Origin of the sequence: Klebsiella sp. GL120222-02, from assembly GCF_003097195.1 — a bacterium.
Taxonomy (GTDB): Bacteria; Pseudomonadota; Gammaproteobacteria; order Enterobacterales; family Enterobacteriaceae; genus Klebsiella; species Klebsiella variicola.
In genome coordinates, this window is sequence record NZ_QEQO01000006.1 from 294,936 (window position 1) to 321,729 (window position 26,794).

General features: G+C 52.9%; 25 protein-coding genes and 1 pseudogene. 13 read left to right on the plus strand and 13 right to left on the minus strand.

The annotated features are described in order from the left end of the window. Positions 1-118 precede the first annotated feature (118 nt). The 4 genes from mnmE (at position 119) to N438_RS19070 (ending at position 4,916) form a co-directional block, all read left to right on the plus strand. Positions 119-1,483 (plus strand): tRNA uridine-5-carboxymethylaminomethyl(34) synthesis GTPase MnmE, encoded by a 1,365-nt coding sequence (mnmE, locus tag N438_RS19055; RefSeq protein WP_008806740.1) that lies wholly within the window; start codon positions 119-121, stop codon positions 1,481-1,483. Positions 1,484-1,803: 320 nt separating this feature from the next. Continuing rightward, positions 1,804-3,024, plus strand: coding sequence for an integrase arm-type DNA-binding domain-containing protein (locus N438_RS19060; protein ID WP_110204289.1), 1,221 nt, complete (start codon positions 1,804-1,806; stop codon positions 3,022-3,024). Positions 3,025-3,167: 143 nt separating this feature from the next. Next, on the plus strand, positions 3,168-3,785 hold the full coding sequence (locus tag N438_RS28875) for a hypothetical protein (RefSeq protein ID WP_000813008.1): 618 nt from the start codon (positions 3,168-3,170) through the stop codon (positions 3,783-3,785). Between the two features lie 3 nt (positions 3,786-3,788). Beyond that, positions 3,789-4,916, plus strand: coding sequence for an XRE family transcriptional regulator (locus N438_RS19070; protein ID WP_110204290.1), 1,128 nt, complete (start codon positions 3,789-3,791; stop codon positions 4,914-4,916). An 87-nt stretch (positions 4,917-5,003) separates the two neighbouring features. Here the strand turns inward: N438_RS19070 and N438_RS19075 are convergent, their stop codons facing one another. Both N438_RS19075 and N438_RS19080 read right to left on the minus strand, forming a co-directional pair. Beyond that, positions 5,004-5,717, minus strand: a complete 714-nt coding sequence (locus tag N438_RS19075) for an FRG domain-containing protein (protein WP_110204291.1) — start codon at positions 5,715-5,717, stop codon at positions 5,004-5,006. Between the two features lie 25 nt (positions 5,718-5,742). Further along, positions 5,743-6,618, minus strand: a complete 876-nt coding sequence (locus tag N438_RS19080; RefSeq protein ID WP_110204296.1) for a hypothetical protein — start codon at positions 6,616-6,618, stop codon at positions 5,743-5,745. 757 nt (positions 6,619-7,375) lie between these two features. Here N438_RS19080 and N438_RS19085 point away from each other — a divergent pair. Genes N438_RS19085 through N438_RS19095 form a run of 3 tightly spaced genes read left to right on the plus strand, consistent with a single transcriptional unit; the run spans position 7,376 to position 10,287 of the window. After that, positions 7,376-8,251, plus strand: coding sequence for an integrase domain-containing protein (locus tag N438_RS19085; protein ID WP_032433712.1), 876 nt, complete (start codon positions 7,376-7,378; stop codon positions 8,249-8,251). Continuing rightward, entirely contained in the window at positions 8,248-9,231 is a 984-nt protein-coding gene (locus N438_RS19090; protein ID WP_110211131.1) for a primase-helicase zinc-binding domain-containing protein, read from the plus strand. The genes N438_RS19085 and N438_RS19090 overlap by 4 nt, the downstream gene beginning before the upstream one ends. Before the next feature lie 3 nt (positions 9,232-9,234). Continuing rightward, complete coding sequence (locus N438_RS19095; RefSeq protein ID WP_110204293.1) at positions 9,235-10,287, plus strand: helicase RepA family protein; 1,053 nt, start codon at positions 9,235-9,237, stop codon at positions 10,285-10,287. Between the two features lie 219 nt (positions 10,288-10,506). Here the strand turns inward: N438_RS19095 and N438_RS19100 are convergent, their stop codons facing one another. Both N438_RS19100 and N438_RS19105 read right to left on the minus strand, forming a co-directional pair. Further along, positions 10,507-10,710 (minus strand): hypothetical protein, encoded by a 204-nt coding sequence (locus tag N438_RS19100; RefSeq protein ID WP_000705806.1) that lies wholly within the window; start codon positions 10,708-10,710, stop codon positions 10,507-10,509. Between the two features lie 83 nt (positions 10,711-10,793). After that, positions 10,794-10,904: pseudogene (locus tag N438_RS19105) on the minus strand (ash family protein); the annotation flags it as partial. Between the two features lie 522 nt (positions 10,905-11,426). Here N438_RS19105 and N438_RS19110 point away from each other — a divergent pair. The 5 genes from N438_RS19110 (at position 11,427) to N438_RS19130 (ending at position 15,540) form a co-directional block, all read left to right on the plus strand. Next, positions 11,427-11,846 carry a GNAT family N-acetyltransferase gene (locus N438_RS19110; RefSeq protein ID WP_040969908.1) on the plus strand — a complete coding sequence of 140 codons (420 nt, stop codon included), beginning with the start codon at positions 11,427-11,429 and terminating at the stop codon, positions 11,844-11,846. A 99-nt stretch (positions 11,847-11,945) separates the two neighbouring features. Then, complete coding sequence (locus tag N438_RS19115; protein ID WP_023298389.1) at positions 11,946-13,124, plus strand: MFS transporter; 1,179 nt, start codon at positions 11,946-11,948, stop codon at positions 13,122-13,124. Continuing rightward, complete coding sequence (gene yidZ, locus N438_RS19120) at positions 13,099-14,058, plus strand: HTH-type transcriptional regulator YidZ (RefSeq protein WP_116696419.1); 960 nt, start codon at positions 13,099-13,101, stop codon at positions 14,056-14,058. Before N438_RS19115 ends, yidZ begins: the two co-directional genes overlap by 26 nt. 309 nt (positions 14,059-14,367) lie before the next feature. Continuing rightward, the gene (locus N438_RS19125) at positions 14,368-14,937 is read left to right on the plus strand and encodes a phosphopantetheinyl transferase (protein ID WP_162493349.1); all 570 of its coding nucleotides are present in this window, start codon (positions 14,368-14,370) and stop codon (positions 14,935-14,937) included. A 36-nt stretch (positions 14,938-14,973) separates the two neighbouring features. Beyond that, positions 14,974-15,540 carry an NADPH-dependent FMN reductase gene (locus tag N438_RS19130; RefSeq protein ID WP_022064571.1) on the plus strand — a complete coding sequence of 189 codons (567 nt, stop codon included), beginning with the start codon at positions 14,974-14,976 and terminating at the stop codon, positions 15,538-15,540. A gap of 45 nt (positions 15,541-15,585) precedes the next feature. Here the strand turns inward: N438_RS19130 and N438_RS19135 are convergent, their stop codons facing one another. Continuing rightward, positions 15,586-16,923 carry an NCS2 family permease gene (locus tag N438_RS19135; RefSeq protein ID WP_008806735.1) on the minus strand — a complete coding sequence of 446 codons (1,338 nt, stop codon included), beginning with the start codon at positions 16,921-16,923 and terminating at the stop codon, positions 15,586-15,588. Positions 16,924-17,093: 170 nt separating this feature from the next. On the opposite strand from N438_RS19135, the gene yieH reads away from it, so the two are divergent. Continuing rightward, on the plus strand, positions 17,094-17,759 hold the full coding sequence (gene yieH / locus N438_RS19145; protein ID WP_008806734.1) for a 6-phosphogluconate phosphatase: 666 nt from the start codon (positions 17,094-17,096) through the stop codon (positions 17,757-17,759). A 79-nt stretch (positions 17,760-17,838) separates the two neighbouring features. On the opposite strand, the gene N438_RS19150 is transcribed toward yieH, so the two are convergent. The 8 genes from N438_RS19150 to pstS form a co-directional block, all read right to left on the minus strand. Continuing rightward, positions 17,839-18,558: a glucosamine-6-phosphate deaminase gene (locus N438_RS19150; RefSeq protein WP_116696420.1), complete on the minus strand. Its 720-nt coding sequence runs from the start codon at positions 18,556-18,558 to the stop codon at positions 17,839-17,841. 49 nt (positions 18,559-18,607) lie between these two features. Continuing rightward, positions 18,608-19,774 (minus strand): alpha/beta hydrolase-fold protein, encoded by a 1,167-nt coding sequence (locus N438_RS19155; protein WP_032741499.1) that lies wholly within the window; start codon positions 19,772-19,774, stop codon positions 18,608-18,610. A gap of 38 nt (positions 19,775-19,812) precedes the next feature. After that, positions 19,813-21,447, minus strand: coding sequence for a carbohydrate porin (locus N438_RS19160; RefSeq protein WP_008806731.1), 1,635 nt, complete (start codon positions 21,445-21,447; stop codon positions 19,813-19,815). Between the two features lie 481 nt (positions 21,448-21,928). Continuing rightward, a complete protein-coding gene (phoU, locus tag N438_RS19170; RefSeq protein WP_004145007.1) occupies positions 21,929-22,654 on the minus strand; it encodes a phosphate signaling complex protein PhoU in 726 nt (241 codons plus the stop codon). A gap of 50 nt (positions 22,655-22,704) precedes the next feature. After that, complete coding sequence (gene pstB / locus N438_RS19175; RefSeq protein WP_004145006.1) at positions 22,705-23,478, minus strand: phosphate ABC transporter ATP-binding protein PstB; 774 nt, start codon at positions 23,476-23,478, stop codon at positions 22,705-22,707. A 47-nt stretch (positions 23,479-23,525) separates the two neighbouring features. Further along, positions 23,526-24,416 (minus strand): phosphate ABC transporter permease PstA, encoded by an 891-nt coding sequence (pstA, locus tag N438_RS19180; RefSeq protein ID WP_008806730.1) that lies wholly within the window; start codon positions 24,414-24,416, stop codon positions 23,526-23,528. After that, complete coding sequence (gene pstC / locus N438_RS19185; protein WP_004145004.1) at positions 24,416-25,375, minus strand: phosphate ABC transporter permease PstC; 960 nt, start codon at positions 25,373-25,375, stop codon at positions 24,416-24,418. The genes pstA and pstC overlap by 1 nt, the downstream gene beginning before the upstream one ends. A 128-nt stretch (positions 25,376-25,503) precedes the next feature. Beyond that, a complete protein-coding gene (gene pstS, locus N438_RS19190) occupies positions 25,504-26,544 on the minus strand; it encodes a phosphate ABC transporter substrate-binding protein PstS (RefSeq protein ID WP_012543307.1) in 1,041 nt (346 codons plus the stop codon). Between the last annotated feature and the right edge of the window lie 250 nt (positions 26,545-26,794).

The window sequence follows — 26,794 nt, forward strand, 5'->3', positions numbered from 1 at the left end:
CTTCATTCTTCAAGCCAACGCATCTGCGACTTGGATAATTTAGAGTAGTTACGGTAACGTTAATGCCAGAGAAGGCGGTCAATGGACCGCCTTTTTTACATCTACATAGAGAGTCACCATGAGCCATAACGACACTATCGTCGCCCAGGCAACCCCTCCGGGACGCGGTGGGGTGGGCATCCTGCGTATCTCCGGCCTTAAGGCGCGTGATGTCGCGCAGGCGGTACTCGGCAAGCTGCCGAAGCCGCGCTATGCCGACTATCTGCCGTTCAACGACGTTGACGGTACGCCGCTGGATCAGGGGATTGCGCTGTGGTTCCCCGGGCCGAACTCCTTTACCGGCGAAGATGTGCTTGAGCTGCAGGGCCACGGCGGCCCGGTCATTCTCGATCTGCTGCTCAAACGTATTCTGACGTTGCCCGGCGTACGCATCGCCAGGCCGGGCGAGTTTTCCGAGCGCGCGTTCCTCAACGACAAGCTCGACCTGGCGCAGGCAGAAGCCATCGCCGACCTCATCGACGCCAGTTCAGAACAGGCGGCGCGCTCGGCGTTGAACTCCTTGCAAGGGGCCTTCTCCGCGCGGGTTAACCACCTCGTGGAAGCGCTCACTCACCTGCGCATCTACGTGGAAGCGGCGATCGATTTCCCGGATGAAGAAATTGATTTCCTCTCCGACGGCAAAATTGAAGCCCAGCTGAACGGCGTGATGGCCGACCTCGACGCCGTCCGCGCGGAAGCTCGCCAGGGCAGTCTGCTGCGCGAAGGGATGAAAGTGGTGATCGCCGGGCGACCTAATGCCGGTAAATCGAGCCTGCTCAACGCCCTGGCGGGCCGCGAAGCGGCGATCGTCACCGACATTGCGGGCACCACCCGCGACGTGCTGCGCGAGCATATCCATATCGACGGCATGCCGCTGCATATCATCGATACCGCGGGCCTGCGCGACGCCAGTGACGAAGTGGAGCGTATCGGCATCGAGCGCGCCTGGCAGGAGATTGAGCAGGCGGATCGGGTGCTGTTTATGGTCGACGGCACCACCACCAGCGCCGTTGATCCGGCGGAGATCTGGCCAGACTTTATCGAGCGCCTGCCCGCTAAACTGCCGATTACCGTGGTGCGCAATAAAGCCGACGTCACTGGCGAAGCGCTGGGTCTCAGCGAAGTCAATGGCCACTCACTGATCCGCCTGTCGGCGCGAACCGGCGAAGGCGTGGAGGTGCTGCGGAACCACCTTAAGCAGAGCATGGGCTTCGATACCAGCATGGAAGGCGGCTTCCTCGCCCGCCGCCGTCACCTGCAGGCGCTGGAAGAGGCGGCGAACCATCTGCAGCAGGGCAAAGCCCAGCTGCTGGGCGCCTGGGCCGGGGAGCTGCTGGCGGAAGAGCTGCGCCTCGCGCAGCAGGCGCTGAGCGAGATCACCGGGGAGTTCACCTCCGACGACCTGCTGGGCCGCATCTTCTCCAGCTTCTGTATCGGCAAGTAAGTTTTAGTCCATCCTCGTCCGTGAACGTTCACTAACCCGCATTAACTACCTGTTAATGCGGGTTTTTACTTTCCATCCTCGTCCATAGTCGTGCGGGTTCATCCGCGATTTTTGTGTCCTGAATTGTGCCCATCTTTAAATTCCTCGTGTGTCATTGTTTATTTTTTGAGCTAAAAATCACATCAAATGGACACAAAAAACGGTATAAAAAACGCTCAAATCTGCCTTCTCATGGACACAGTGAAAAAGAAGGCGTTAATAATCCAATATTAAACAATAAATTAGAAAGGATGCTCATGGACACACTGTAGAGGTGAGATATGGCACTTTCAGATACCAAACTACGCACACTTACTCCCAGAAACCGCCCCTGGCAACTTGCCGATCATGACGGGCTGGTGATTGAAGTTCTTCCCACCGGACGAAAAATCTGGCGTTTCCGCTACCGCTTTGACAACAAATCGCAAAAGGTCACGCTGGGCGAATACCCGGCTTTCTCACTTGCAGAAGCGCGTCTTTGGCGTGAAAAGTGTCGCTCAATGGTGGCTCATGGCATCAATCCGGCTCAGAAAAAGCAGGAAGAAAAGCTTAAACAGAAAGACCCAACGACAGTCAAAACATTCGCCAAACGCTGGCTGACCGATATCGTTGAAAAAAGTAACCGCGATCCGCGCAACATCACTCGCATTATCGAGAAGGACATCATTCCCATCATCGGGAAGCTGGAACTCGAAGAACTCACAACTGCCCACATTCAGGTCGTGCTCGACCGCATCAAACAACGAGGTTCGGATCACGTCGCGCTACTGACGCGAAACGTGCTTAAACGCATGCTGGCCTATGCGATTTCCAGGGGAATCATCTTCAACAACCCGGCAGCCGCTATCGAGGCTCGTTATATCGCACAAGCAACAAGCCGTGACGTGGCGCTAACAGCAGAAGAGATCGGCATCCTGTTACGGGGGATCTACACCTCTAACATGAACCGACGCCACAAGCTGGCTTTGCACCTGCTGATCATCTGCATGGTGCGTAAATCGGAGATGATTGAAGCGACATGGAATGAAGTTAACTTCAACGCGCTGGAATGGCGTATCCCCGGCGAAAGAATGAAGATGGATAACCCGCATATTGTTCCGCTGTCAAAGCAGGCGCTGGCGATGTTCGAAGAGTTAAAATTTCTGGCCGGAGATTCTCCATACGTCTTCCCCAGCCGAAACGACCACCGACGCCCGATCTCCAAAACAACGCTGAACTGTGCGGTGCGTACACTGGATCTGAACGTCAGGGATTTTGTTATTCATGACTTCCGGCGTACTGCCAGCACATTGCTCCATGAGCAAGGCTACAACTCCGACTGGGTAGAGAAATGCCTGGCGCATAAGATTGGCGGCGTTCGCGGTGTCTACAACCGTGCAGAGTACCTGAATCAGCGCCGGGAGATGCTTCAGTCCTGGGCTGATTTTGTTGATGCGCAGATTGAGGAGGGGCGGAAGGTGGTTATCGGGAAGTTTGGGAAGGCTTATGAATCAAATAATTAAAAGAAAATTGACAAGATGACAATAAAGTGACTTTTTCACTCAAGCTTGACAAATCCATAAAAACGCAAGATTATTAAGTTACATTTCACCTGAATCCGATCAGGATCTACACCAGCCCTACGCTACAAGGATTACTTTTAATAATGAAACAACCATGGGAACTAAACCCTGAACTTACACAAGAACGCCTAAAGAAACTGGCCTCTCTCATCCGCGACGTTAGAGATGATGTGGTCGACAGACATGATGATGATTTAGGCGACTCAGCGCGCGCAACCGGTATGCGGGCATATGAATGTTGCAGAACACGGATAGCTCGTGCTTCTATGGACTCAGAAGAATGGCCCTGGCTTGGAATTGTAAAAAAAGATGGTAAATTTACGTTTTCCATCAAATCAGTACCAGTGAGACTCTATAGAGGTAAGCCAGATAGTCCTGAAGAACGTCGATTAATTCCATGTTATGAAGCTCTGAGCCAGGCTAGTTTCTTATTTGAAGAAGTTGGTGATGCAGCAGATATCATATGGTTTTTTGCAATTGAAGTTGACGAATTCAGATATGTGGATCGGGTAACATTCACAGGTTTCCTTGAAGGTGCCCAAGTTTCATGCTGGGAGATTCCACTCAATGAGAAAGTGCCAGCTATCAGCTCAATTGATGCAGAACTTCCTGAGCCTGTGAAAATCGAGAAACCAGTCGTTTCTGTTAAAAAGAAAGAAGAGAAAAAAGCAAAAAATGATGATACGAATGATGGTCAGTAAGCTATGTCCATGACATTTTATGGCGAGCGGTTAAGGCTCGCCCGTTTACTAAAAGGTTATACCCTACAAGAATTGGGGGATGCCGTTGCGGTTACAAGACAAAGCATCCACCAGTATGAGAGTGATGCCAGAGCACCTGCATATGATATACGCAATGCTTTGGCAGAGCTCTTGCAGGTATCGCCTAAATTTTTTGAATATCCTCTGGCTGGTGATGTAAAACCAGAACAGTGCCATTTTCGTAAACGCCAGACAACACCTGCTGGTGTGAAGGAAAGGGTGCAATCGTATAGTACTATTCTTGAACAATTAGTATCTGAATTATATGAGCACTTAGACTTACCTGAGAACCGTTTTAATCTAATTGATAATGAGAAGATCCCTGAACTCACTGCTCCTATTATTGAAAAGATTGCAGAGGGTGCTCGAGTTCGCTGGGGATTAACAGATGATGCCCCTATAGACAATATGGTTAATGTTGTTGAAAACCAAGGAGCAATAGTTACGACTTTTGATGGGGTCTCAGATAAAGTTGACGCTCTTTCTATTAACAGGAAATACCCTATTATCATTCGTAATACTGCTAAAGAAAGCGTTTGTAGAATGCGTTTTGATATTGCACATGAATGTGGTCATCTAATCATGCATGATGGCATTGAAACTGGTTGTAAAAAAACAGAAAGAGAAGCTGATGCTTTTGCTAGTGCATTTTTATTTCCACGTAAATCTTTTGCCCGAGAATTTCCTGCTTGTATAACATCAAGAGGAACAATTGATTGGAAAAAAGTATACAACCTAAAATTAAGATGGAAAATGAGTGCAAGAGCGATAATATATCGTGCTCACTTCTTAGGATTTATTAATGCTCAGCAGTACAGAAGTGCCAATGTTTGGTTTAGCCAGACTAGACAAACTAAAAAAGAAAAATATGATGATTCCATCCCAATGGAAGAACCTCATATACTACAAGAGAGTTTATTAGTTTTAAAAGAACAGTTGGGTATTTCATTCGAAATGCTTGCAGATAAACTGTGTGTAAAACCTCATTTGTTAGCAGATATATGTGGTATCGAGTATACTCCGCCTAAACAAGATAATTACGAAAATGTAGTGGTCCCGTTTAAATTTTAAATTAATAGAGATTCCTCTCTCATAATTAGGCGTTTTCTATGACTATTTATGCCGTCATTCAAAAGGCGGCATAATAAATTAACCATATCACTTAACAGGTTTTTTTCCTGATAACTCACTTAAAAACTCATCATGATCAACCCAATAACGTCGGTTTTCTAGAATCCAACACATGTGTGATGACAATCCATCAAGATCCCCCATTAATGTCAATCTATTAATACCATAATGATTGAGCTCAAAGAGCATCTGTTTCTTATAAGATGACTTGATAATATGTTTTTCAAATTTATCTTCTTTACTTAAACCTTTTGAAATATCTTCATCAGGGTTTGGATGGGCTGTAAATAACCCACTTTGCAAACCAATTCTAGATGCAACCATAGTAGGTTTATATCTAGCGATATTACTATGCTTACCCGGTTTCGCTTTATCAGGGATAATCTCCCAATGTGGGGATAAGCAGTAAATAGCGGCATCTTCCTCAGGTTCAGAGAGACACGCAAAAAAAGCAGCTACTAAAGGATTATAAGACCAATCTAGCAATCGCGTTGGCAATCCATGATGTTGTGCAATAGCCATCCATTCCCAATCATTTTGCGGCTTAGCTTTAATGTATTCAGACGCTTTCCTTTTCCAACCCTCAAGATATTCTAAATCATCCTTTTCAAGATAAGGATGCCTTCCTGCCTTAGGCTTTACTTCCCATGAATGATTAGCTTGACCACGGAACATCCATTGATTATTTTTCCTATATTCACCAAAAACACCATGAAATTCTGTAAAGGAGTTAATTTCCATCAACCATCTCCAACAATAGTAAAAATCAATAATGACAATCTATTTTTTGTATATTGTTATCATTTAAAATTTCATTTATCTTACGCATAAGCCTTCTCCTTTTTATATTATACTCCCCAGCGCGCTCATCAAATTGCCGGGGGTTTTTCTGTAGCAATTTTTTATCCTTTAATACAGCCTGATAAATTACCTCAATGCTTTTATCAACCTCATCGATAAATGTCTTATATTCTATGCAACCGATTGTCGATGAGGGAATGGTTTGCAATACTAAATTTTTACCAAAGCGATCATATAAATATCCTGTTCTTAGCAAAGCCTTGGTGTCAACCAATGCAGACTCGAAGTCAGATATATTTCTTTCATGCAAAAAATCATCTGTAAATGCTGGCCGATTAAAGGCTTGAGCTATTGCATACAGATGGGCTTCTTTTTCCCGCGTTCCGAATTCCTCGAGGTAATACTTATAAGATGATACAAGTAATGATCTAGAACGATTAATATCGTCAATCATATCATCCCAAAACTTCATATAAACTTTAAACCCAAGACCACCATTTTTATTTAATTTATTACAGTAATCTTGCAAATGTACATCTCTAGGGGAAGTTGTAACTATAAAGAACACAGATAAATTAGGCACGAAGTTTTTAGCTTTTTCAATCTCACAGTCAACAACCTCTTTAGTAATATTGCCTTTCTTTGTCTCTTTGCATTGAAAGCCAATTATATCTCCATTTATACTCTCTGCAATAACATCTACTCCATTTTGTTTTTGACCTTGCCTTCCATACTCTTGAACTGACTCTGGAACATATTTCAATCTGGCAACGTCACCCACTAACGTTTGAAAATCCTGCCAATTCGAGGGGGGTGGCATATATATTTTATGAGCATTCATTTTTCGCAACCTTAATATGTATAACTGACATTCTAATAAGAGCATTATCGAATAAGTGTTTTCGATTATACCTGCCATAAATTTTTATTTCATTACATATAAAACTTTCAAATCCCCAAAACAGTTTCCCGCAGCTTTCCCCCTTCCCCAGATCTACCCTATCCCCAACTCATAGCAGTACCCCTAAAAGCTTCCTGTTCTAAGACGAACTGCGACCTGTAAGAAGCGCCTTTGGCGGTCAGCCCCCCGGTCAACCAGGGAACGAAGCGTGGTCTGAAACTGACTTCCTGTCTCGATACAGGTGACCACACCCTTTATCGCTACCCTGTTGCAAGCGTAGCGACAGACAGAACGCTGTAGAGAAGTCGGACGGCATTGCCGAAGGCTTTGCGTCCGTACTTCCTGCTGAATGTGCAAAACGCGGCGTCACTTTTAAGAGCGTAAGCGAGTGAAAGTGACGCCAGCGCGCAGATCAGCTTCAACCCAGCTACTGCCTGCAAATCCACTGCAACAAACAGGCTGACACTCAAACAGATGTCAGAAATTCACTTACCAGGAGGAGAAACCAGCACTACCGAACCGATACCGGAGGACAGGTTATTTTACCTGTGGGGATATACCTGCCTGAGCAGGCGGCTGCATTCGTGCATCACCGTACCCCGTCATACCTCATCCGCGCATTCTCCGGCGCACCGGTATCGTTCAGCACAGCACGCTGTGTCCAACCGCGCGTCGGAGAATTGAGTGGAGAGTAGCTATGTCGAAACTTACAAAACGCATGGAAAAACTCGCCCTGCTGGCTGGCGGCAGTTTTAAAACAGTCCATGATCGCCTCCGCATCGCCGGGCGTTTAAGCCAGCATCTGCACAAGCTGAATATCCAGATTCAGGATCTCCAGCATCTGAAATCGTCACATATCGAAAGCTACGTGATGGCGCGACGGGAAGCAGGCATTACGCCACGCACGCTACAAAACGAGATGGCTGCCCTGCGCACCATCCTTGCTCAGTCTGGACGTCAAAAATTTGCCCAATCGGAGCGCATCAGCAATAAAGCGCTCGGGCTGGGTAACGCCAGCCGGGCAGGAACGCATCTGCCATTAACCTCAGAACGCTGGTTGTCGGCGCTGTCTGCTTTTCATGAAAAGGATGAAGGGCTGGCTCTGACGCTGGAGCTTGCCAGAGCAATGGGTTTGCGTTCACAGGAAGCAGTGCAGTGTTGTCAGTCTCTGAAGACATGGGCCGCTGCGTTAGAGCGTGGAGAAAATCGATTGCAGGTGGTTTTTGGCACCAAAGGATCACGTTCCCGTCAGACAGTGGTGCTCGAACCTGAAAGGCTACGCAGCATCCTGAACCAGGCTATACCCCTGATGACACAACGCGGGGGACGTTTGCTCAATAAACCCGATCTGCGCGCCGCAATGAATTACTGGCGTGCCAGCGCAGTTCGCGCTGGGCTGACTGGCCCCTATGCACCACACAGTCTGCGCTATTCATGGGCGCAGGAGGCGATGGCGCACTACCAGGGACTGGGGCTGAGTATAAAGGAAGCCAGGGCGATGGTTGCGATGGATCTTGGTCATGGCGATGGTCGAGGGCGCTACATCCAGCAGGTGTATGGGAGGCAATCATGAGCTATTACGTTTCTGCCGTCTCCGATCGGGCACGCAATAACTGGCCGAAAATATTTGAAAAACTTGGTATTCCCATTCCACCAAATCATCGGCATGGCCCGTGTCCCTGTTGTGGGGGTAAGGATCGCTTCAGGATGGATGATCTGGAGGGGCGCGGCACATGGTTCTGCAATCAGTGCGGCGCAGGTGACGGACTGGATCTGGTTTCCCGCTTCTTCGGTTGCGCACTGGTTGCGGCCGCCGGAATGGTGCAGGACATGGATCCTGTACCGCTGGTTCCGCCAGCCAGGGAAAAATCACAGGCTTTGAATATGGAATCGCGTATTAAGACACTGCTTCGTCATTGCGAATCCGGAGAAGCGCCGTATCTGACAACGCGAGGCTGGCGACGAGCCCAGTGGCTTCTGACTGAGCGTAGTAGCCGGACAATCTGCGGCGTGCATTTCGGGGCGGGTACGCTGGTATTGCCAATTCGAAATACAGGCGCGCAGCTGACAGGTGCGCAGTTCATTCATCCTGGAGGGAAAAAGTACCTGCTGCCCGGTAGCCATCTGAAGGATTGTTTTTGCCCGGTACATCAGGCGAGCCGCAACGGTAGACCGGAACCCTGGGTACCGGACAGCAAACCAGCGGAAGGCATCATCATTACCGAAGGATATGCAACCGCGCTTGCAGTCTCATGCCTTCATCATTTTCCGGTCGTTGCTGCCCTGTCGGCGCACAACCTGAAAAATGTGGCCATCGCTTTCCGGGCGCAGTGGCCTGAATGCCACCTTATCCTGGCTGGCGATAATGATTGCAGTCAGGAAAAAAATACCGGGTTGCTGAATGCAACCGCCGCTGCCGAGGTAGTGAAGGGCTGTGTGGTTCTCCCTGCAGACACCACATTGAGCGACTGGGATGAATTTTACCGTCACTACGGTGAATCCATTTCCCGGATTGTGTTCAACCAGCAGCTTCCTGCAAATCTCAGGTCTTAAGTCATGACAGCATCAGACCGTACTCTCACCACCTCCCTTCCGCTGCGCCGGGGCTCGGAAGGATTTAATACCAGTCAGGATTATCTGGTTAAAGGACTTATTCCCGCCGGGGCGCTGTGCAGTATTTACGGCCCCGGCGGCTCTTTTAAATCCTTTCTGGCGGTATCGCTGGCGTGCCATATTGCCAGCGGTACGTCATGGGGCGGAAGGCGAGTCAATCAAGGGGCTGTGCTGTTTATCGCCGGAGAAGGAGGAACCGGTGTATCGCGGCGGATCCGCGCCTGGGAACTCAGCGTTAATGACGAGATGGCGCTCGATAACCTGTTTCGCGTCGACTGCCCGATCTTTCCAGCCGCTCCGGGAAGCATCGAACAGGTTATCCTGGCGGCAAAGGACATTCAGAACATGACCGGAATGCCGGTACGGCTGATCATCCTCGATACGCTGGCCCGCTGTTTTGGTAACTCGGATGAAAACACCGCGCGGGATATGGGCGCATTTATCCAGGGTTGCGACGCCATTCGGTATCATACGCGCGCAGCGATGATGATCGTTCATCACTCGGGTAAGGATCAGGAACGAGGCGCTCGCGGTTCAAGTGCTTTTCAGGCCGCGCTGGATGCCGAGTTTAACGTCAGGCGCGAGGGACGTCGCAACGCTATCACCCTGAGTTGTACAAAGATGAAAGATGCGGAGATGCCGGAGGTCACCGCCTACGATCTTGAGGAAGTCGTTATCTATACCGATAGCGATGGCGAACCAGTGACCTCACTGGTGCTGAATGACGAGCCCCGGCAACCTGACGATGACTTACTGAGTAGTGGCATACCACCCGGTGTTCCTCATATCACCCGCAACCATACGGCGCTATGGCGCTGTATTAACCAACGCATCAGCCAGAATAAGCCTTGTACCCGCGCGCTCTTGCGCGACGATCTACGGGCTAAGGGAATTAACGTCGAGAAGAAATTTTCGCGCTGGCTGGAGAAGCTGATGCGCGAGCAACTGATTGTGCTCGATGGAGAACAGATCCGGCTCCTGGATACGGGGAAATGATGATGGAACTCGGAATCTGTGGGGGGATACACTGGCAGGTACTCGACTCCCCCCACATTATTCACCTTTAACAGAGAAAGATGGGGGATGCCCTTCCAACCCGCGCCATTGCTGTGACTATGGAATTCACCTCAGAGAATATGGGGGAGCCAGCCAGGGAAAAGCAGGTGGGGGAATCAACCACAACATCTGTCCCTGATGCTGTGGTCGCAGTAAGAATTACTGAGGTAATTTCTCATCTCTAAGCCGTCTGACCTCATCCTCTTCAAAAGCATCCCTTAATAGTTGTAGCTGGTCGGCAAGGATGAGAAGCAACGCATAATTCGGGCCGATATCGTCAGGATGCTCAAGCATCACATGCACCAAGACTCGCGAGCGATCGACCAGTTCTCTGGCTGAGGGTTGTTCTACGGTGATTTTCATAGATACCTCCGGCGGAGGCTGGTGCAAAGGGATATTCAGGGACAGGACACATACGCAGCGCTCCGCTTCGTGATAAGCAGGTTAACGCCACCACCGGAGACGCCAGGCTCACTGGTGGTGACCCAGACAGGGTTGGCGTACCGGTTATCACGACCCGGCGCTTCTTTCGAAGCCCCTGCCTGAGCCACCATTGAAGGGGCGAGCGCAGGCCGCGCCAGTAGCACTGCAAACATCGCTACCGACACTCGTGATAATTCGGAACGCCAATTCCGGTTGCGGTTTTGCCGCAACGTGGGGACTATAGCGCAAGTCAGTACGCAAAAACTATGCTTATCGCCTCATAACAGAGGGCTATGCGCACTGCATAAAATCGTCCGCTCAGTTATTCAGGAGGCTCGATTCATTGACAAAAGCTATTGCCATTACGGGAACATCTGCAATAAAAGCTGAACTCCCCTAAGTCCTCATAGGGTGATGGTTTTAACCGTGGCTCCACCAGCTATTTGTTTTTCTGTGTCCTTGAATGTGCCCATAGCCATGACTTCAAGGCAACGTATCGCTGATAGATTAACGAGTTAGCTCGATTTTCCAGCTTCTGTATCGGTCCGTAAACGTTCACTCACCCGCATTAACGCCGCGTTAATGCGGGTTTTTTCTTGCCCTTTGCGGCGCAACGTTCTCTACTTTTATCTCCCCTTTTACCACGAGACTAAAGCATGACCGTTGAATATACCGTGATCGAGAAGGTGCCCTCCGCCGAAGCGTTTTGCCACCTGCGGGTGGCGGCAGGCATGTCGCCGCGCCCCCTGGAAGGCGCCAGAGCCGGGCTGCCGCATAGCTGTTACGGCGTACATATCCTCTGGCAGGAGACGCCGATCGCGATGGGACGTATCGTCGGCGACGGCGCGATTAATTTCGATATTGTCGACGTCGCCGTCGATCCGGCTCATCAGGGAAAAGGCCTTGGCCGGCTGGTGATGGAGAAGCTGATCGCCTGGCTGGACGCTAACGCCTTTGACGGGGCCTACGTTACGCTGGTGGCGGATGTGCCGGCGCTGTATGCGAAGTTCGGCTTTGAAAGCGTTCGGCCGGAAAGCGAAGGGATGGCCCGCGTCTGGCGTACCCGGAGTCGTTAACTCGCGTTTCCTGCCAGGAAAAGAGCGTTGTCCAAATGGCAACTCGTCTTGTGCCGCGTTCCTCACTATGCTGAACGCCATTCACATCGCGAGGATCCCATGACACGCTTTCTTCTCTGCAGTTTCGCCCTGGTTCTGCTCTATCCCTCTGGCATCGATATGTATCTGGTCGGCCTGCCGCGTATTGCTCAGGACCTGGGGGCCAGCGAGGCACAATTACATATTGCCTTTTCAGTCTATCTGGCCGGTATGGCCTCCGCGATGCTGTTTGCTGGTCGCATCGCCGACCGGTCAGGACGTAAGCCTGTCGCCATTGTGGGCGCGGTGATCTTTGTTGTCGCCTCCCTGCTCTGCGCCCTGGCGCATGCCAGCAGCCACTTCCTCGTCGGACGCTTTATCCAGGGGATCGGTGCCGGCAGCTGCTACGTGGTGGCTTTCGCTATCCTGCGCGATACGCTGGACGATCGCCGCCGCGCCAAGGTGCTGTCGTTGCTCAACGGCATTACCTGCATTATCCCCGTCCTGGCGCCGGTGCTTGGCCACCTGATTATGCTGAAATATCCGTGGCAGAGCCTGTTCTACACCATGACCGGCATGGGCGTCATGGTCGGTTTGCTGTCGGTCTTTATCCTGCGCGAGACGCGCCCGACGGCACCTCCGCAGACTGCGACACCGCAGCATGGCGGCAGTGAGTCGCTGCTGAACCGCTTTTTTCTCAGCCGCATTCTCATTACCACCCTCAGCGTGACGGCGATCCTGACCTACGTGAACGTCTCTCCGGTTCTGATGATGGAAGAGATGGGGTTCGACCGGGGAACTTACTCAATGGCGATGGCCCTGATGGCGATGATCAGCATGGCGGTCTCCTTCTCGACGCCGTTCGCCCTGTCGCTGTTTACCCCCCGCACCTTAATGCTGACTTCGCAGGTACTGTTCCTGGCGGCAGGCCTGGCGCTGAGCCTCGCCACCCGCCAGACCCTCACCCTGATCGGGTTGGGCATGATTTGCGCCGGCTTCTCCGTTGGATTCGGCGTCGCAATGAGCCAGGCGCTGGGGCCGTTCACGCTGCGCGCGGGCGTCGCCAGTTCGGTCCTCGGCATCGCGCAGGTGTGCGGTTCATCGCTGTGGATTTGGCTCGCCGCCATCATCGGACTCAGCGCAATGAATATGCTGATCGGGATACTCATTGCCTGTAGCATAGTGAGCCTTGTTTTATTACTGGTCGTCACCCCGCCGCGGGTTGCGCAATACGATGAAGAAGCCGCTGTCGAGTCTTGATCTTAATTTACTCCTCTGCCTGCAGCTCCTGACCCAGGAGCTCAGCGTTACCCGTACGGCGAAGCGGATGAACGTTTCGCCGTCAGCGGTGAGCAAGTCGCTGGCCAAACTGCGCGCCTGGTTTGACGACCCGCTGTTTGTGAAAACCCCGCTGGGTCTGGAGCCTACGCCGCTGGTCAGCAGCATGGAGCAGGATCTGGCGGACTGGATGCAGATGGGCAACCAGATCCTCGATAAACCACACCACACCATGCCCAGCGGCCTCAAATTCGAGCTGGCGGCGGAAACGCCGCTGCTGATGATCCTGTTTAATACCCTCTCCCAGCGCATCTATCAGCGCTATCCGCAGGCATTGATTCGTTTGCGCAACTGGGACTACGACTCGCTGGACGCCATCATTCGCGGCGAGGTGGATATCGGCTTCTGCGGGCGTGAAAGCCATCCACAGTCGCGGGAGCTGCTGAGCCTGCTGCCGTGGTATATCGATTTTGAGGTACTGTTCACCGACCTGCCGCAGGTCTGGCTGCGCGCCGATCATCCAGCGCTCAGGGAAGAGTGGGATCTGGCGGCATTCTTACGCTATCCGCATATCACTATCTGCTGGGAACAACGCGATACCTGGGCGCTGGACGATGTGCTGCAGGAGCTGGGGTATAAGCGTAACGTGGCGCTGACCGTGCCAGGGTTTGAACAATCGCTTTTTATGGCCGCTCAACCGCAACACACCATGCTGGCTACCGCGCCGCGCTACTGCCAGCACTATAATCAGCAGCACCAGCTGCCGCTAGTCTCCCGGCCGCTACCGCTGGAGGCGCAGCATCTGGAAAAGCTGCGCGTTCCCTTCACCCTGCTATGGCATAAGCGCAACAGCTACAACCCGAAGCTCGTCTGGCTTAGAGATACGCTGAAAGCACTCTATTCCGGTACGCTGTAAGCCTTGTTTCGTGTCTATCGCCCCTTATTTGCGCAAGAATTTGTAAAATTCAAACAAATTCCCTTTTCAAGGGGGGATTTCGGCATTAAAACCTGTTAATACCAGGCGATAATAGCGCCCGCAATTTTATCCAGACCATTACTCACGGAGCGACGTATGGCAACGCATTTTGCAAGAGGGATACTTAGTACCGGGGAGCCGCTATCGACACGTTTGTCAGCGGCCTGTCATCAATCCGCACGCCTACTCCCTGAATACCGCCAGGCTCGCTTTCGCGCTTCGCGTTCGCTACTCGCCGAACTGCTGTTTATGCTTTACGGTATCAGCGAGCTGCCTGAAATCATCAATGAAGCCAATGGCCGACCGGTTTTTAGCGATCGTCATCTTCCTCGCTTCTCTATCTCTTATACTGGCAATATTGTTGGCGTCGCGCTGACCACCGAGGGGGATTGTGGCCTCGACATGGAACTGCAGCGCACGGTGCGTGGTCACGACGCCGACCGGCACAATTTCAGTAACAATGAAAATCTGTGGATTAACATTCAGCATGACCCGGATGAAGCGCGTAGCCAGCTGGTGGCCCTGCGGCGAAGCGTGTTGAAACTGACCGGCGAAGCATCAACGCAGCTGCTGCCGGGTTCTGGCCGCCTGCGCACCGCCGGTAGCCAGCCGATCGAAGCCGTCTGTGATGCCGAATCGCTGCTGGTGTGGTCGATTGCCGCCAGCCCAAATATCGGCTCGCTGAAGGTCTGGGAATATGATGCTAAGGGGGGCGAATGGCGCAGCCTGCCGGATGCTCAGCAGCGCGCACGCGAACCGTCGGCCCGTCTGATGCGTTTTACCAGCTTACCGATGGAAAAAACCTTATCCCTCAATTGACCGGTTTTGCCGGCATCATGATACAAAGGAGCAATCATGTCAGATACCTTAAAAGTGGTTACGTTACTCGGCAGCCTGCGCAAAGGGTCGTTTAATGGAATGGTCGCGCGCACCCTGCCCGGCATCGCGCCAGCGGGCATGGATATCTCCGCGCTGCCGTCGATCGGTGATATCCCGCTGTACGATGCTGATATGCAGGAGGAAGAGGGGTTCCCACAGCGCGTGCAGGATATTGCGCAACAGATCCGCGAAGCGGATGGCGTGGTGATCGTCACTCCCGAGTATAACTATTCCGTGCCTGGCGGCCTGAAAAACGCTATCGACTGGCTGTCACGCCTGTCCGAGCAGCCGCTGTCCGGCAAACCGGTACTGATTCAGACCAGCTCAATGGGCGCCATCGGCGGTGCGCGCTGCCAGTATCATTTGCGCCAGATTCTGGTCTTCCTTGATGCGATGGTAATGAATAAACCGGAATTTATGGGCGGCGTCATCCAGAACAAAGTGGATCCGCAGTCGGGTGAAGTAGTCGATCAGAGCACCCTCGACCATCTGCGTGGCCAGCTGACCGCCTTTGGCGACTATATTCGGCGGGTTAAAGCATAAAAAAAGCCCGGCAGCGATGCCGGGCTTTTTCATCATGCGTGCGGATTAATGTGCATCGATAAAGACAATTTTCAGCACGAACAGCAGCGAGACGATAATCACGCACGGGCTGAGCTCGCGCAGACGGCCGGTACCGATCTTCATCACGCAGTAAGAGATAAAGCCTAAGGCGATACCTTCGGTGATTGAGAAGCTAAACGGCATCATCACCGCGGTGATAAACGCCGGTACCGCTTCCGTCAGGTCATCCCACTTCACGCGCGCCAGGCTTGAGGTCATCAGCACGCCAACGTAAATCAGCGCGCCGGCGGCCGCATAGGCCGGAACCATCCCTGCCAACGGTGACAGGAAGATAACCAGCAGGAACAGGATCCCAACGACAACGGCGGTCAGGCCGGTGCGTCCGCCCACGGAAACGCCGGAGGAGGATTCGATATAGGCGGTCACCGACGAAGTACCGATGAAGGAACCCGCCACCGACGAGACGCTGTCGACAAACAGCGCTTGCTTCATGCGCGGGAATTTACCCTGAGCATCAGCCAGACCCGCTTTATCGGTGACGCCAATCAGCGTCCCGGAGGAGTCAAACAGGTTGACCAGCATAAACGAGAAGATCACACCGGCCAGGCCCAGGTTCAGGGAGCCCGCCAGATCGACATGACCAATCACCGACGTCACGCTCGGCGGCGCGGAGACGATGCCGGTGTAGTGCACATCGCCCAGCATCCAGCCCAGCAGGGTGGTGACCACAATAGACACCAGGACCGCGGCATGAATGTTACGTGATGCCAGAATCGCGATGATAAAGAAGCCCAGAATGCCCAGCAGCACACTGTGGGAGGTCAGATGACCAATGCTGACCAGCGTTTCCGGGTTAGCGACGATAACCCCGGCATTTTTCAGACCCATCATGCCGATAAACAGGCCGATACCGCTGGTGATACCGACGCGCAGGCTCACCGGAATATTGGCGATCATCCAGTAGCGTACACGGAAAATCGTCAGCAGCAGCAGACCGACGGCGCCCCAGAAAATCGCGCCCATGCCTACCTGCCACGGCAGGCCCATCGCCTGCACCACCACAAAGGCGAAGAAGGCGTTCAGACCCATCGCCGGAGCAAGAGCCACCGGCAGGTTCGCGAACAGGCCCATCAGGATACTGCCGAACGCAGCAATCAGACAGGTAGTCACAAACACGGCGCTGGTATCCATGCCCGCTACGCCAAGAATTTGTGGGTTAACAAAAACGATATACACCATCGTCAGGAACGTGGTGAAACCGGCGATCGCTTCCGTACGCACTGTGGTGCCGTGCTCGCGCAGCTTAAATACGCGCTCCAGCAGACCCTGGCCAGAAGACTGGCTGGTTTGTTGTTGACTCATTATCGGTTTCCGAACGTAAAGGAGGGAAAATTCGAGGCTATCCTATACCAAAACAGGGCACCCGGCGCAGTTGTATGGTAATTTTTTTCATTTATTTTGCTTATACGGCAACGATTGCGTCGCGGCATTGGGCATGACGAAAACGTTAAACTTGTTAATACGGAAAGACTATGACTCAACCAGAAGCAGTATTTTTTGACTGTGACGGCACACTGGTCGACAGTGAGGTGATTTGCTCCCGCGCCTACGTTCACATGTTCCAGGAATTCGGCATTACGCTGGACCTTGCCGAGATTTTTAAGCGCTTCAAAGGGGTGAAGCTGTACGAAATTATCGACACCATCAACGCTGAGCATGGCGTTAACCTGCAAAAAGCGACGCTGGAGCCAATTTACCGTGCGGAGGTCGCTCGCCTGTTTGATAGCGAACTGGAGGTGATTGCCGGAGCCCAGGCGCTGCTGGATGCGGTAAGCGTCCCGATGTGCGTGGTTTCCAATGGCCCGGTCAGTAAAATGCAGCACTCTCTTGGCCGCACCGGCCTGCTGCACCATTTCGCTGACCGCTTGTACAGCGGCTATGATATTCAGCGCTGGAAGCCTGACCCGGCGCTGATGTTTCATGCGGCAGAGGCCATGCAGGTAAAAGCCGAAAACTGTATCCTGGTGGATGACTCCAGCGCCGGTGCTCAGTCGGGGATTGCCGCCGGCATGGAGGTGTTTTATTTCTGCGCCGATCCGCATAACCAGCCGATCGATCATCCCAAAGTGACGACCTTTACCGATCTGGCAGAGCTGCCGGCATTGTGGCAAGCGCGCGGCTGGGATATCACGCGTTAAGGGCCTGGTGAGCGGCACGTTGGCATCGATGTAGCCCCGCTAAGCGTCTGTGCAAGCGGGGAATAGAATCAGCGACTGGTTATGGCTGCAATTCAGTGACTGCCGCTTTATCGGCAATAATCACCAGTGAAGGGTGTAATTTGAGCACCGACGCCGGCACCTGCTCGCTGACCGGGCCTTCAACCACCTGCTTAAGGGCTTGCGCCTTCGCCGCGCCGCTCACGATCAACAGCAGATTTTTTGCCGCCATCACGCTTCTCGGCCCCATGGTGACATAGCTATCGGGCACGACGGAAAAATCCCCGCCCATCTCGCCGTTAGCGACAATACCAATCATTTCCCCATGAATCGGCACTTCGACCGTCTGATCATGAAAGAGGGTGGTATTCGGCAGGTTGCCGCAAAAATGGCCGTCAGCCCCCAGCCCCAGCACCATCAGATCAAGGCCGCCAGCCTCTTCCAGCTGGCGATCGTGCTGAGCGGCGTTGTCCAGCGTCAGCTTGTGAATGTTCTCTTCTTTGATCTGCGCCGGGGTAAAAAACAGCTGGCGCAGATTAGATATCGTGACGCCTTCTCGCGACTGGCCGCGAAAGGGGATCTCATCGAAGTTGTAATAGTGCACCCGATCATAGAATGCTTTGCCTTTCACGGCGGCGGTTAGATGCTCATACATCCGCTTTGGCGTGCTGCCGGCCGTCACGGCGAGATTCACCCGCCGCGGCGCCGTGATATAGCCCAGAACATGATGGCTGGCGACCAGGCTCATCTCTTCATAATCTTCGGTCACAATCATTTTCATCTTGTCGTCCTTCACAAGCACAAAACGGGGGCTGAAGGCCCCCTAACGGTTATTTAAACAGTTTCTGCACAAACTCGGCGTAGGCCGGGCGCCAGACGTCCATTTCATGGTTCAGGCCAGGATACGAGTGATAGTCGAAGTTGATCTTCTGTTTTTCCAGCTCGCGTTTCAGACCCGCGATATCGTTGCCGGTGACGGAATCTTTTTCCCCAACGACCACGGTAAAGTTACGCAGTTGCTTATTGATCGCGTCAGGATGCTTCAGCTGCGCTTCCACGCCGGCATTCGGCACTGTCGTGGTCGTGACGCCGCTAAAGGTGGCGAGCCAGCCAAAGCTATCCAGATGGTTCATGCCGGAAACCAGCGCCTGATAACCGCCCTGTGACAGGCCAGCCAGCGCCCGGCCGTCGGCATCTTTACGCACGTTAAACCGGGTATCGATCAGCGGAATGATATCCTGCATCAACTCGTTATCCGCCGCCTGCGCATTGAGCGGATAGAAGTTTTTGCGCCGCTCCTGCGGCGGAAAGTTTTCCGCTATCGCTTCCGGGGTATCGGTTTCGGTATCCGGGACCACCACCAGCATCGGCTTGATTTTGCCCTCCGCCAGCAGGTTATCCATGATCTGCGGGATACGCCCCTGATCGATGGCCGACAGACCGCTGTCGCCAAAGCCATGATAGAAATAGAGCACCGGCAGCGGATCGCCGGTTCCGCTATAGCCCGGCGGCGTCCAGACATAGAGACGACGTTCGGCGTTCAGTGCCTTCGAGTGATAGGTGAGGGTGCGCAGATCGCCATGCGCGACCGCCCGATCGTCGAGAATACTACCAGGTACCAGAATCAAACTGGTATTCACCTGGCGCTGCGGCTTCTGATAGCGGCTGCCGGTATCCACCGAGCGGAAGCCATCCACATCGAAATAGTATTCATAGAGATTGGGTTTCATCGGCTCACTTTTCCATGTCCACACCCCCTGAGCCTCTTTGGTCATGTCGTGTGAGACAAAGGAGTCCGGCGTGGCGCCGGTCACTACCGACACCCGCCGGGCATCAGGAGCAAACAGGCGATAAGTGATACTCTTATCCGCGTTAACCTGGGTAATAAAGTGGCTCACCGGCAGGGTGGGATCCGGCATCGCGGGTAATGGCGCCGCCTGGAGGGTAAATGCCGCGCCCGCCAGCGCCAGTGCGAAATACATTGCATGTCGTTTCATCGTTAGTCCTCTTCCGTTGTATCCGTTCTGTTATCGTCTTACCACCAGATTTCCGCCTGCGCCCCCACGGCAAACTGATCGTTTTTACCGTCTTCAAAAATGCTGGTGGTATTATTCGCTGCCTTATCCAGGTCGATATCCTTCGCTTTAATATAGGTGGCATAGAAGCGAATTTCCGGGCGCGAGGTCAGCATACTGGTATTGACTTTGAAGGTATGGAACAGCGTGGTCTTGTAGCCGGACTCGTTATATTTCTTGCCGGTAACATCTTTGTTTTGCTGTTTGAAGTATCCCAGCTCAACGCCGGTCTGGTTATATTTATCCCAGATATAAGCCGGTCGCAGGACCGTGCGAATGGATTCAAAATCGGAGTGGGCCCCGGTTTCGTAGCTATAGACATCGTTACCAAAGGAGTAGACGATGGCATTCGCCATAATAACGTCATCGCGTAAATAGGTTTCCCCCTGCGAGGTTAAGCGCACGGCGGTGCCATTGGTATGATCGCCATAATAGCGGCCGTTAAAGGTGGTATAGGGGCTGGATCCGGCATAGCGCGAGAAGCTGCTGGCAATAGAATTATTCGCCAGTAAGAAAGAGAATTCATTAAAGCCGCCGTTTGCCCATTTCTGTGTTAACGAAGTGCCTGCCATCCAGGTATCTTTCCACGGATAATAACCTTCATTGCCCTCTTTATATTTCTCTGAGGAACTTTGATTCGCGGCGACATAGCGTCCGCTGACCATCAGGCTGGCTTTATCCCACAGCGGAATCTCTTTGTAGCGAACGTCCAGAGTATTGGTGTTAATTTGCTGCTTATTGCTCAAAGAACGGTCGTAATCATCGACATCTTCGCGGACCAATGCGATATCGAATTTCCCGGCGCCCACCTGCCAGTTTTCCAGCCCCACGCCGGCCGCCGCATCGGTTCTCTGCGTTTTCCAGTCCAGCATCTGGATTTCGATTTTTGGCGCCCCGTGTTTGCCGACCCAGAAATCGGCTTCCGGGGCAAACGGCAGGAACCCTTTGGTGTTAACGTACATATCCGAGAACTGGATGTAGTTTTCGCCGCCGGCATTGTCACCAAACCAGCCTGAGGAGTACTGCTGGCCGACGTTCCCGTCGAGCATCACGATGGCATCAACGCGTTTATCACCTTCCTGAAACACCCGCTGCTTCAGCTGCAGATCGAACCAGCCGGAATATTCATTGCCCAGGCGGCCAAGCGAACCGATCGCCCACGATTTTGGCGAGCCGTGCGAGGCGGTGCCCCAGCCGGAACGGAAGTAGCCGTTATAGCTGAAGCCAATTTCATCTTTCACGAACGTGCTAAAATCTTTCAGCGTCATCGCGCTGTAGGCTGGCGCGCCATCCGTGGCAGGTTGTTGATTTTTAACCAGCACCGCATCCGGTTTAACCGCCGTTTTCGGACCGGCGGCCGCCACCCCTGTCTTACGCTTCTGACCTTCCGCGGGCGGAGACCATGAGGCCCAAATCTGGTCTCTTTTTCTCTCCTGGTCCTGATATTTTTTGAGCTCTTTTTGCGTGTCTTTGAGCGCTTTCTCCAGCAGCTCAAGTCGTTGCTCCACCGTCAACGGGCTTGCTATCAGAGTGGTGGAATAACAAAGAGGCGCCAGCAAGACTATCGCCGAAGCGATCCTGTTTTTTCTCATCATAATATTCCTTTATATAAGCATTGGCGTAAATAAAACACGACAGCAACAACCATCCCGCGCAGGTTCTAATAGCCCTATCCATACCGTTTGAGGTCGCGGCGGCTGTTATTTTTGCAGTTAGACAAAGCAAAAAAAAACCTGAAGAAGACCATCTGCCTTAACAGATAATCCTCTTCAGGTTTTGCCCGCACATCGCGGTAGCAACCCTCATTCAGCCATTATTGGCCCGCATAAAACAAAAAAACCTGATACCGCCGCCGTAGGGGCAATATCAGGTTTTGCCTGCTGTCGCAGTCACAATCCGTTTAAACCACCCTGAGCGTTTAAGCTCAGGAGTGGGCGTTGATTGTTACGCGATAAAATGAATAACTCAAACGGGCAGATTGTTAATTGTGACGATAATCTCAGCAATCTCGCTGCCACGAGATAAATCATATCTAATTCTGATAAAGCCATTTACCAGAATTAGACAGAATGATTATTACTCTTTCGGATCTTTGCCGGCGAGCAGTTTATCCAGCTCATCGCCGCCAACGTGACGGAAATCCTGACCTTTGACGAAGTAGAAAATATATTCGCAGATATTCTGGCAGCGGTCGCCAATACGCTCGATGGAGCGCGCGCAGAACAGCGCGGTCAGGACGCTGGGGATAGTGCGCGAGTCTTCCATCATGTAGGTCATCAGCTGGCGCACAATGCCTTCATACTCCTGGTCGACTTTCTTATCTTCGCGATAGATACGTACCGCTTCGTCGAGATCCATACGCGCAAACGCATCCAGTACGTCATGCAGCATCTGCACCGTGTGACGGCCCAGCGATTCGAGGCTCACCAGCAGCGGCTGGTGCTGCTGGGAAAACTTCTCCAGCGCGGTGCGGCAGATTTTATCCGCCACGTCGCCGATGCGTTCCAGCTCAGCGATAGTCTTGATGATCGCCATCACCAGACGCAGGTCGCTGGCGGTCGGCTGGCGCTTGGCGATGATGCGCACGCAGGCCTCGTCGATCGCCACTTCCATCATGTTGACCTGCTTGTCGCCGTCGATGACGCGTTTCGCCAGATCGCTGTCCTGGTTATGCATGGCGGTGATCGCATCAGAAAGCTGTTGCTCCACCAGCCCACCCATGGTCATCACCTGGGTGCGGATATACTCCAGTTCAGCGTTGAACTGGCCGGAAATATGTTTGTTAAGATTTAGGTTGTCCATGGTGTCTCCTGATTGCCCAACTGGTGAGAGCCTGAAAGCACAAGGGCAAATCAACCGTAGCGGCCAGTAATATAATCTTCAGTTTGTTTCTTCGCGGGCTTGGTGAACAGGTCGTCCGTGTTGCTGAACTCAATCAGCTCGCCAAGATACATAAATGCCGTATGGTCGGAGCAACGCGCAGCCTGCTGCATGTTGTGAGTCACGATAACGACGGTGTAGTCCTGTTTCAGCTCGGTGATCAGCTCTTCGATACGCCCGGTGGAGATCGGGTCCAGCGCGGAGCACGGCTCATCAAGCAGCAGCACTTCCGGGCGGATCGCGATACCGCGGGCAATACACAGACGCTGCTGCTGACCCCCGGAGAGAGAATACCCGCTCTGGTGCAGTTTATCTTTGGTTTCGTTCCATAATGCGGCTTTGGTCAGCGCCCACTGCACGCGCTCGTCCATATCGGCACGGGACAGCTTTTCAAACAGGCGCACGCCGAAGGCGATATTGTCATAAATGGACATCGGGAACGGCGTTGGTTTCTGGAACACCATGCCAACCTTAGCGCGCAGCAGGGCGATATCCTGGGTGTTGGTCAGAATGTTGTCGCCATCCAGCAGGATCTCGCCTTCCGCGCGCTGCTCCGGATACAGTTCGAACATTTTGTTGAACGTGCGCAGCAGGGTGGATTTACCACAGCCTGACGGACCGATAAACGCCGTCACCTGGTTTTTGGTGATATCCAGGTTGATGTTCTTCAGGGCATGGAATTTGCCGTAGTAGAAGTTCAGGTTACGAACTGAAATCTTACCCGGAGCTGTATTCACCATACTCATCTCTATCTCTTCCTCATTCAGCGCAGCATTCGCTGCGCCGCAAAAAATTAACCGTGTTTCTTCTTGGCGAAGATAACGCGCGCCAGGATGTTCAGCAGCAAGACGCACAGGGTGATAATCAATACCCCGGCCCATGCCAGTTGCTGCCACTCCGCAAACGGACTCATGGCAAATTTGAAAATGGTCACCGGCAGGTTAGCAATCGGCTGCATCATGTCGGTGCTCCAGAACTGGTTGGACAGCGCAGTGAACAGCAGCGGCGCCGTTTCCCCGGCGATACGGGCGATAGCCAGCAGGATCCCGGTCATAATCCCTGAGACGGACGCTTTCAGGGTGATCGCCGAGATCATCTTCCACTTCGGCGTCCCCAGCGCATAGGCCGCTTCACGCAGGCTATCCGGCACCAGCTTCAGCATGTTTTCGGTGGTACGAATAACGATAGGCACCTGCAGCAGCGCCAGCGCGATAACGCCCGCCCAGCCCGAGAAGTGCTGCATCTGCGCCACCACGATGGTGTAGACAAACAGGCCGACCACGATAGACGGCGCGGAAAGCAGAATATCGTTGATAAAACGGATGATTTCCGCCAGCACCGATTTGCGGCCATACTCCGCCAGATAAATTCCGGCAAGGATACCCAGCGGCGTACCAAAGACGGTTGCCCACAGGATCAGCAGGCCGCTGCCGGCGAGGGCGTTAGCCAGGCCACCGCCCGCCGTATTCGGCGGCGGCGTCATTTCGGTGAAGAGCGCCAGACTCATGCCATCGAAACCGCGGGTTATCGTCGCCATCAGGATCCAGATAAGCCAGAACAAACCAAACGCCATGGTCGCCATCGACAGCGCCAGAGCGATACGGTTCTTCATACGACGTTTGGCCTGCATCTTGCGACGGGACTCCGCCAGCTCGGTAGAGGTTTGCAATTCAATGGTCGCCATTAGCGTGCCCCCTCATTCTTCGCGAGGCGCATAATCATGAACTTAGACGCGGCCAGAACGATAAAGGTGATAACGAACAGGATCAGGCCCAGCTCCATCAGCGCCGCCACGTGCAGGCCGGTTTCCGCTTCGGCGAACTCATTAGCCAGCGCGGAGGTAATACTATTCCCTGGCATATACAACGAGATGCTGTCGAGCTGGTAGGTGTTGCCGATGATAAAAGTAACCGCCATGGTTTCACCCAGCGCGCGGCCCAGACCGAGCATCACCCCGCCGATCACCCCATTCTTGGTGAACGGTAAGACAATGCGCCAGATCACCTCCCAGGTGGTACAGCCGATGCCATAGGCCGACTCTTTCATCATCACCGGCGTCTGTTCGAAAACATCACGCATGACCGCGGCGATATAAGGGATGATCATGATGGCCAGAATGACGCCAGCGGCGAGAATACCGATACCAAACGCCGGGCCGGCAAACAGCGCGCCGACGAACGGGATGGTCGACAGGACGTTACCGACCGGCTCCTGGAAGTAAGTCGCAAACAGCGGGGCGAAAATAAACAGGCCCCACATGCCGTACACGATACTCGGGATTGCCGCCAGCAGCTCAATCGCAATGCCCAGCGGACGCTTGAGCCACGCGGGGGACAGTTCGGTCAGAAACAGCGCGATGCCAAAGCTCACTGGGACGGCGATCAGCAGCGCGATAAAGGAGGTCACCAGGGTTCCGTAAATCGGTACCAGCGCGCCGAAGATTTCGTTGGGCGCATCCCACTCTTTGGTCCACAAAAAAGCAAAGCCAAACTTTTGAATGCTCGGCCAGGAAGAGATGATCAGGGAAACGATGATGCCGCCCAGCATCAATAGCACAATCAGCGCAGCCAGTTTTACCAGCGCACTGAAAATCATGTCACCCTTTTTCCCCGGAGGGGTAAATGCAGGCTTGGTTGCAGCCATAGATTACTCTTTACGTATTAAAACTTGTTCGAATAAATGCCCGGTGGCGTTCGCTCCCGGGCCTACAGTCTGAACCGTAGGGCGGGCAGCGCCTGAACGCCCCCGCCATCTTCGTCAAAAATCTACTGTTAGTACAGCGCTTTACCGCTGCTGTCTTTGACGTTGGTTTTCCATGCCGCGCGAACCTGCTCTACCACGCTTTCCGGCAGCGTCGCGTAATCCAGCGCATTCGCTTCTTTCCCGCCGTTTTTATACGCCCAGTCGAAGAACTTCAGCACTTCAGCGGTCTGTTCCGGCTTGTTGGTCGCCTTATGCACCAGGATGAAGGTGGTTGAGGTGATCGGCCATGCATTTTCGCCTTTCTGGTTGGTCAGGTCCTGAGCGAAAGACTTGCTCCAGTCAACGCCTTTTGCGGCGTTAGCGAAGTTGTCTTCAGTCGGGCTAACCGGCTTGCCGTCGGCAGAGACCAGCTTGGTATACGCGAGGTTGTTTTGCTTGGCGTAAGCGTATTCAACGTAACCAATCGAGCCCGGCAGACGCTGAACAAAGGCGGCGATACCGTCGTTGCCTTTACCGCCCAGGCCGGTTGGCCAGTTAACGGTAGAGCCGGCGCCGATTTTCGATTTCCACTCTTCATTCACTTTGGACAGGTAGCTGGTGAAGACGAAGGAGGTACCGGAACCATCGGCGCGGCGGACCACGGCGATGTTCTGCGACGGCAGCTTCAGGCCCGGGTTGAGTTTAGCGATCGCTGCGTCATCCCATTTTTTAATTTTACCCAGGTAGATATCACCGAGGGTTTTGCCATCCAGCACCAGTTCGCCGGATTTCACGCCAGGCAGGTTAACCGCCAGTACCACGCCGCCAATCACGGTCGGGAACTGGAACAGACCTTCCTGGGTCAGTTTGTCATCAGCCAGCGGAGCATCAGAAGCACCGAAATCAACGGTGTTGGCAATAATCTGCTTAACGCCACCAGAGGAACCAATACCCTGGTAGTTCACTTTATTGCCGGTTTCTTTCTGATAGGTGTCAGCCCATTTGGCATACACCGGCGCAGGGAAAGTTGCGCCTGCGCCAGTCAGGCTTGCTGCTGCGAAGGCAGAGAAAGCGCTCATCGATAAGGTCGCGGCGACAACTGTTGCGACGGTGGTACGCATAACGTTCATAATGTCTCCTGCTGGGATTCGTAAATCATTGTTTCGAGGCTATGGTGAGCAAAATAGGTCAAAGAGGTGACAGTAAAATGTACGAATTATGACAGTTTTATGACAGGCAGAAAGAAGGGATTTTACAGCAAATAATAAATATATAACTCAGATAGTTATCTGTAATCATGACCGTGCAATGACAGAATAATTTTCTTTTTATGACAGCGAAATCGGACCGCAAAACGTTCGTTTGTCACCTACCGCCAGC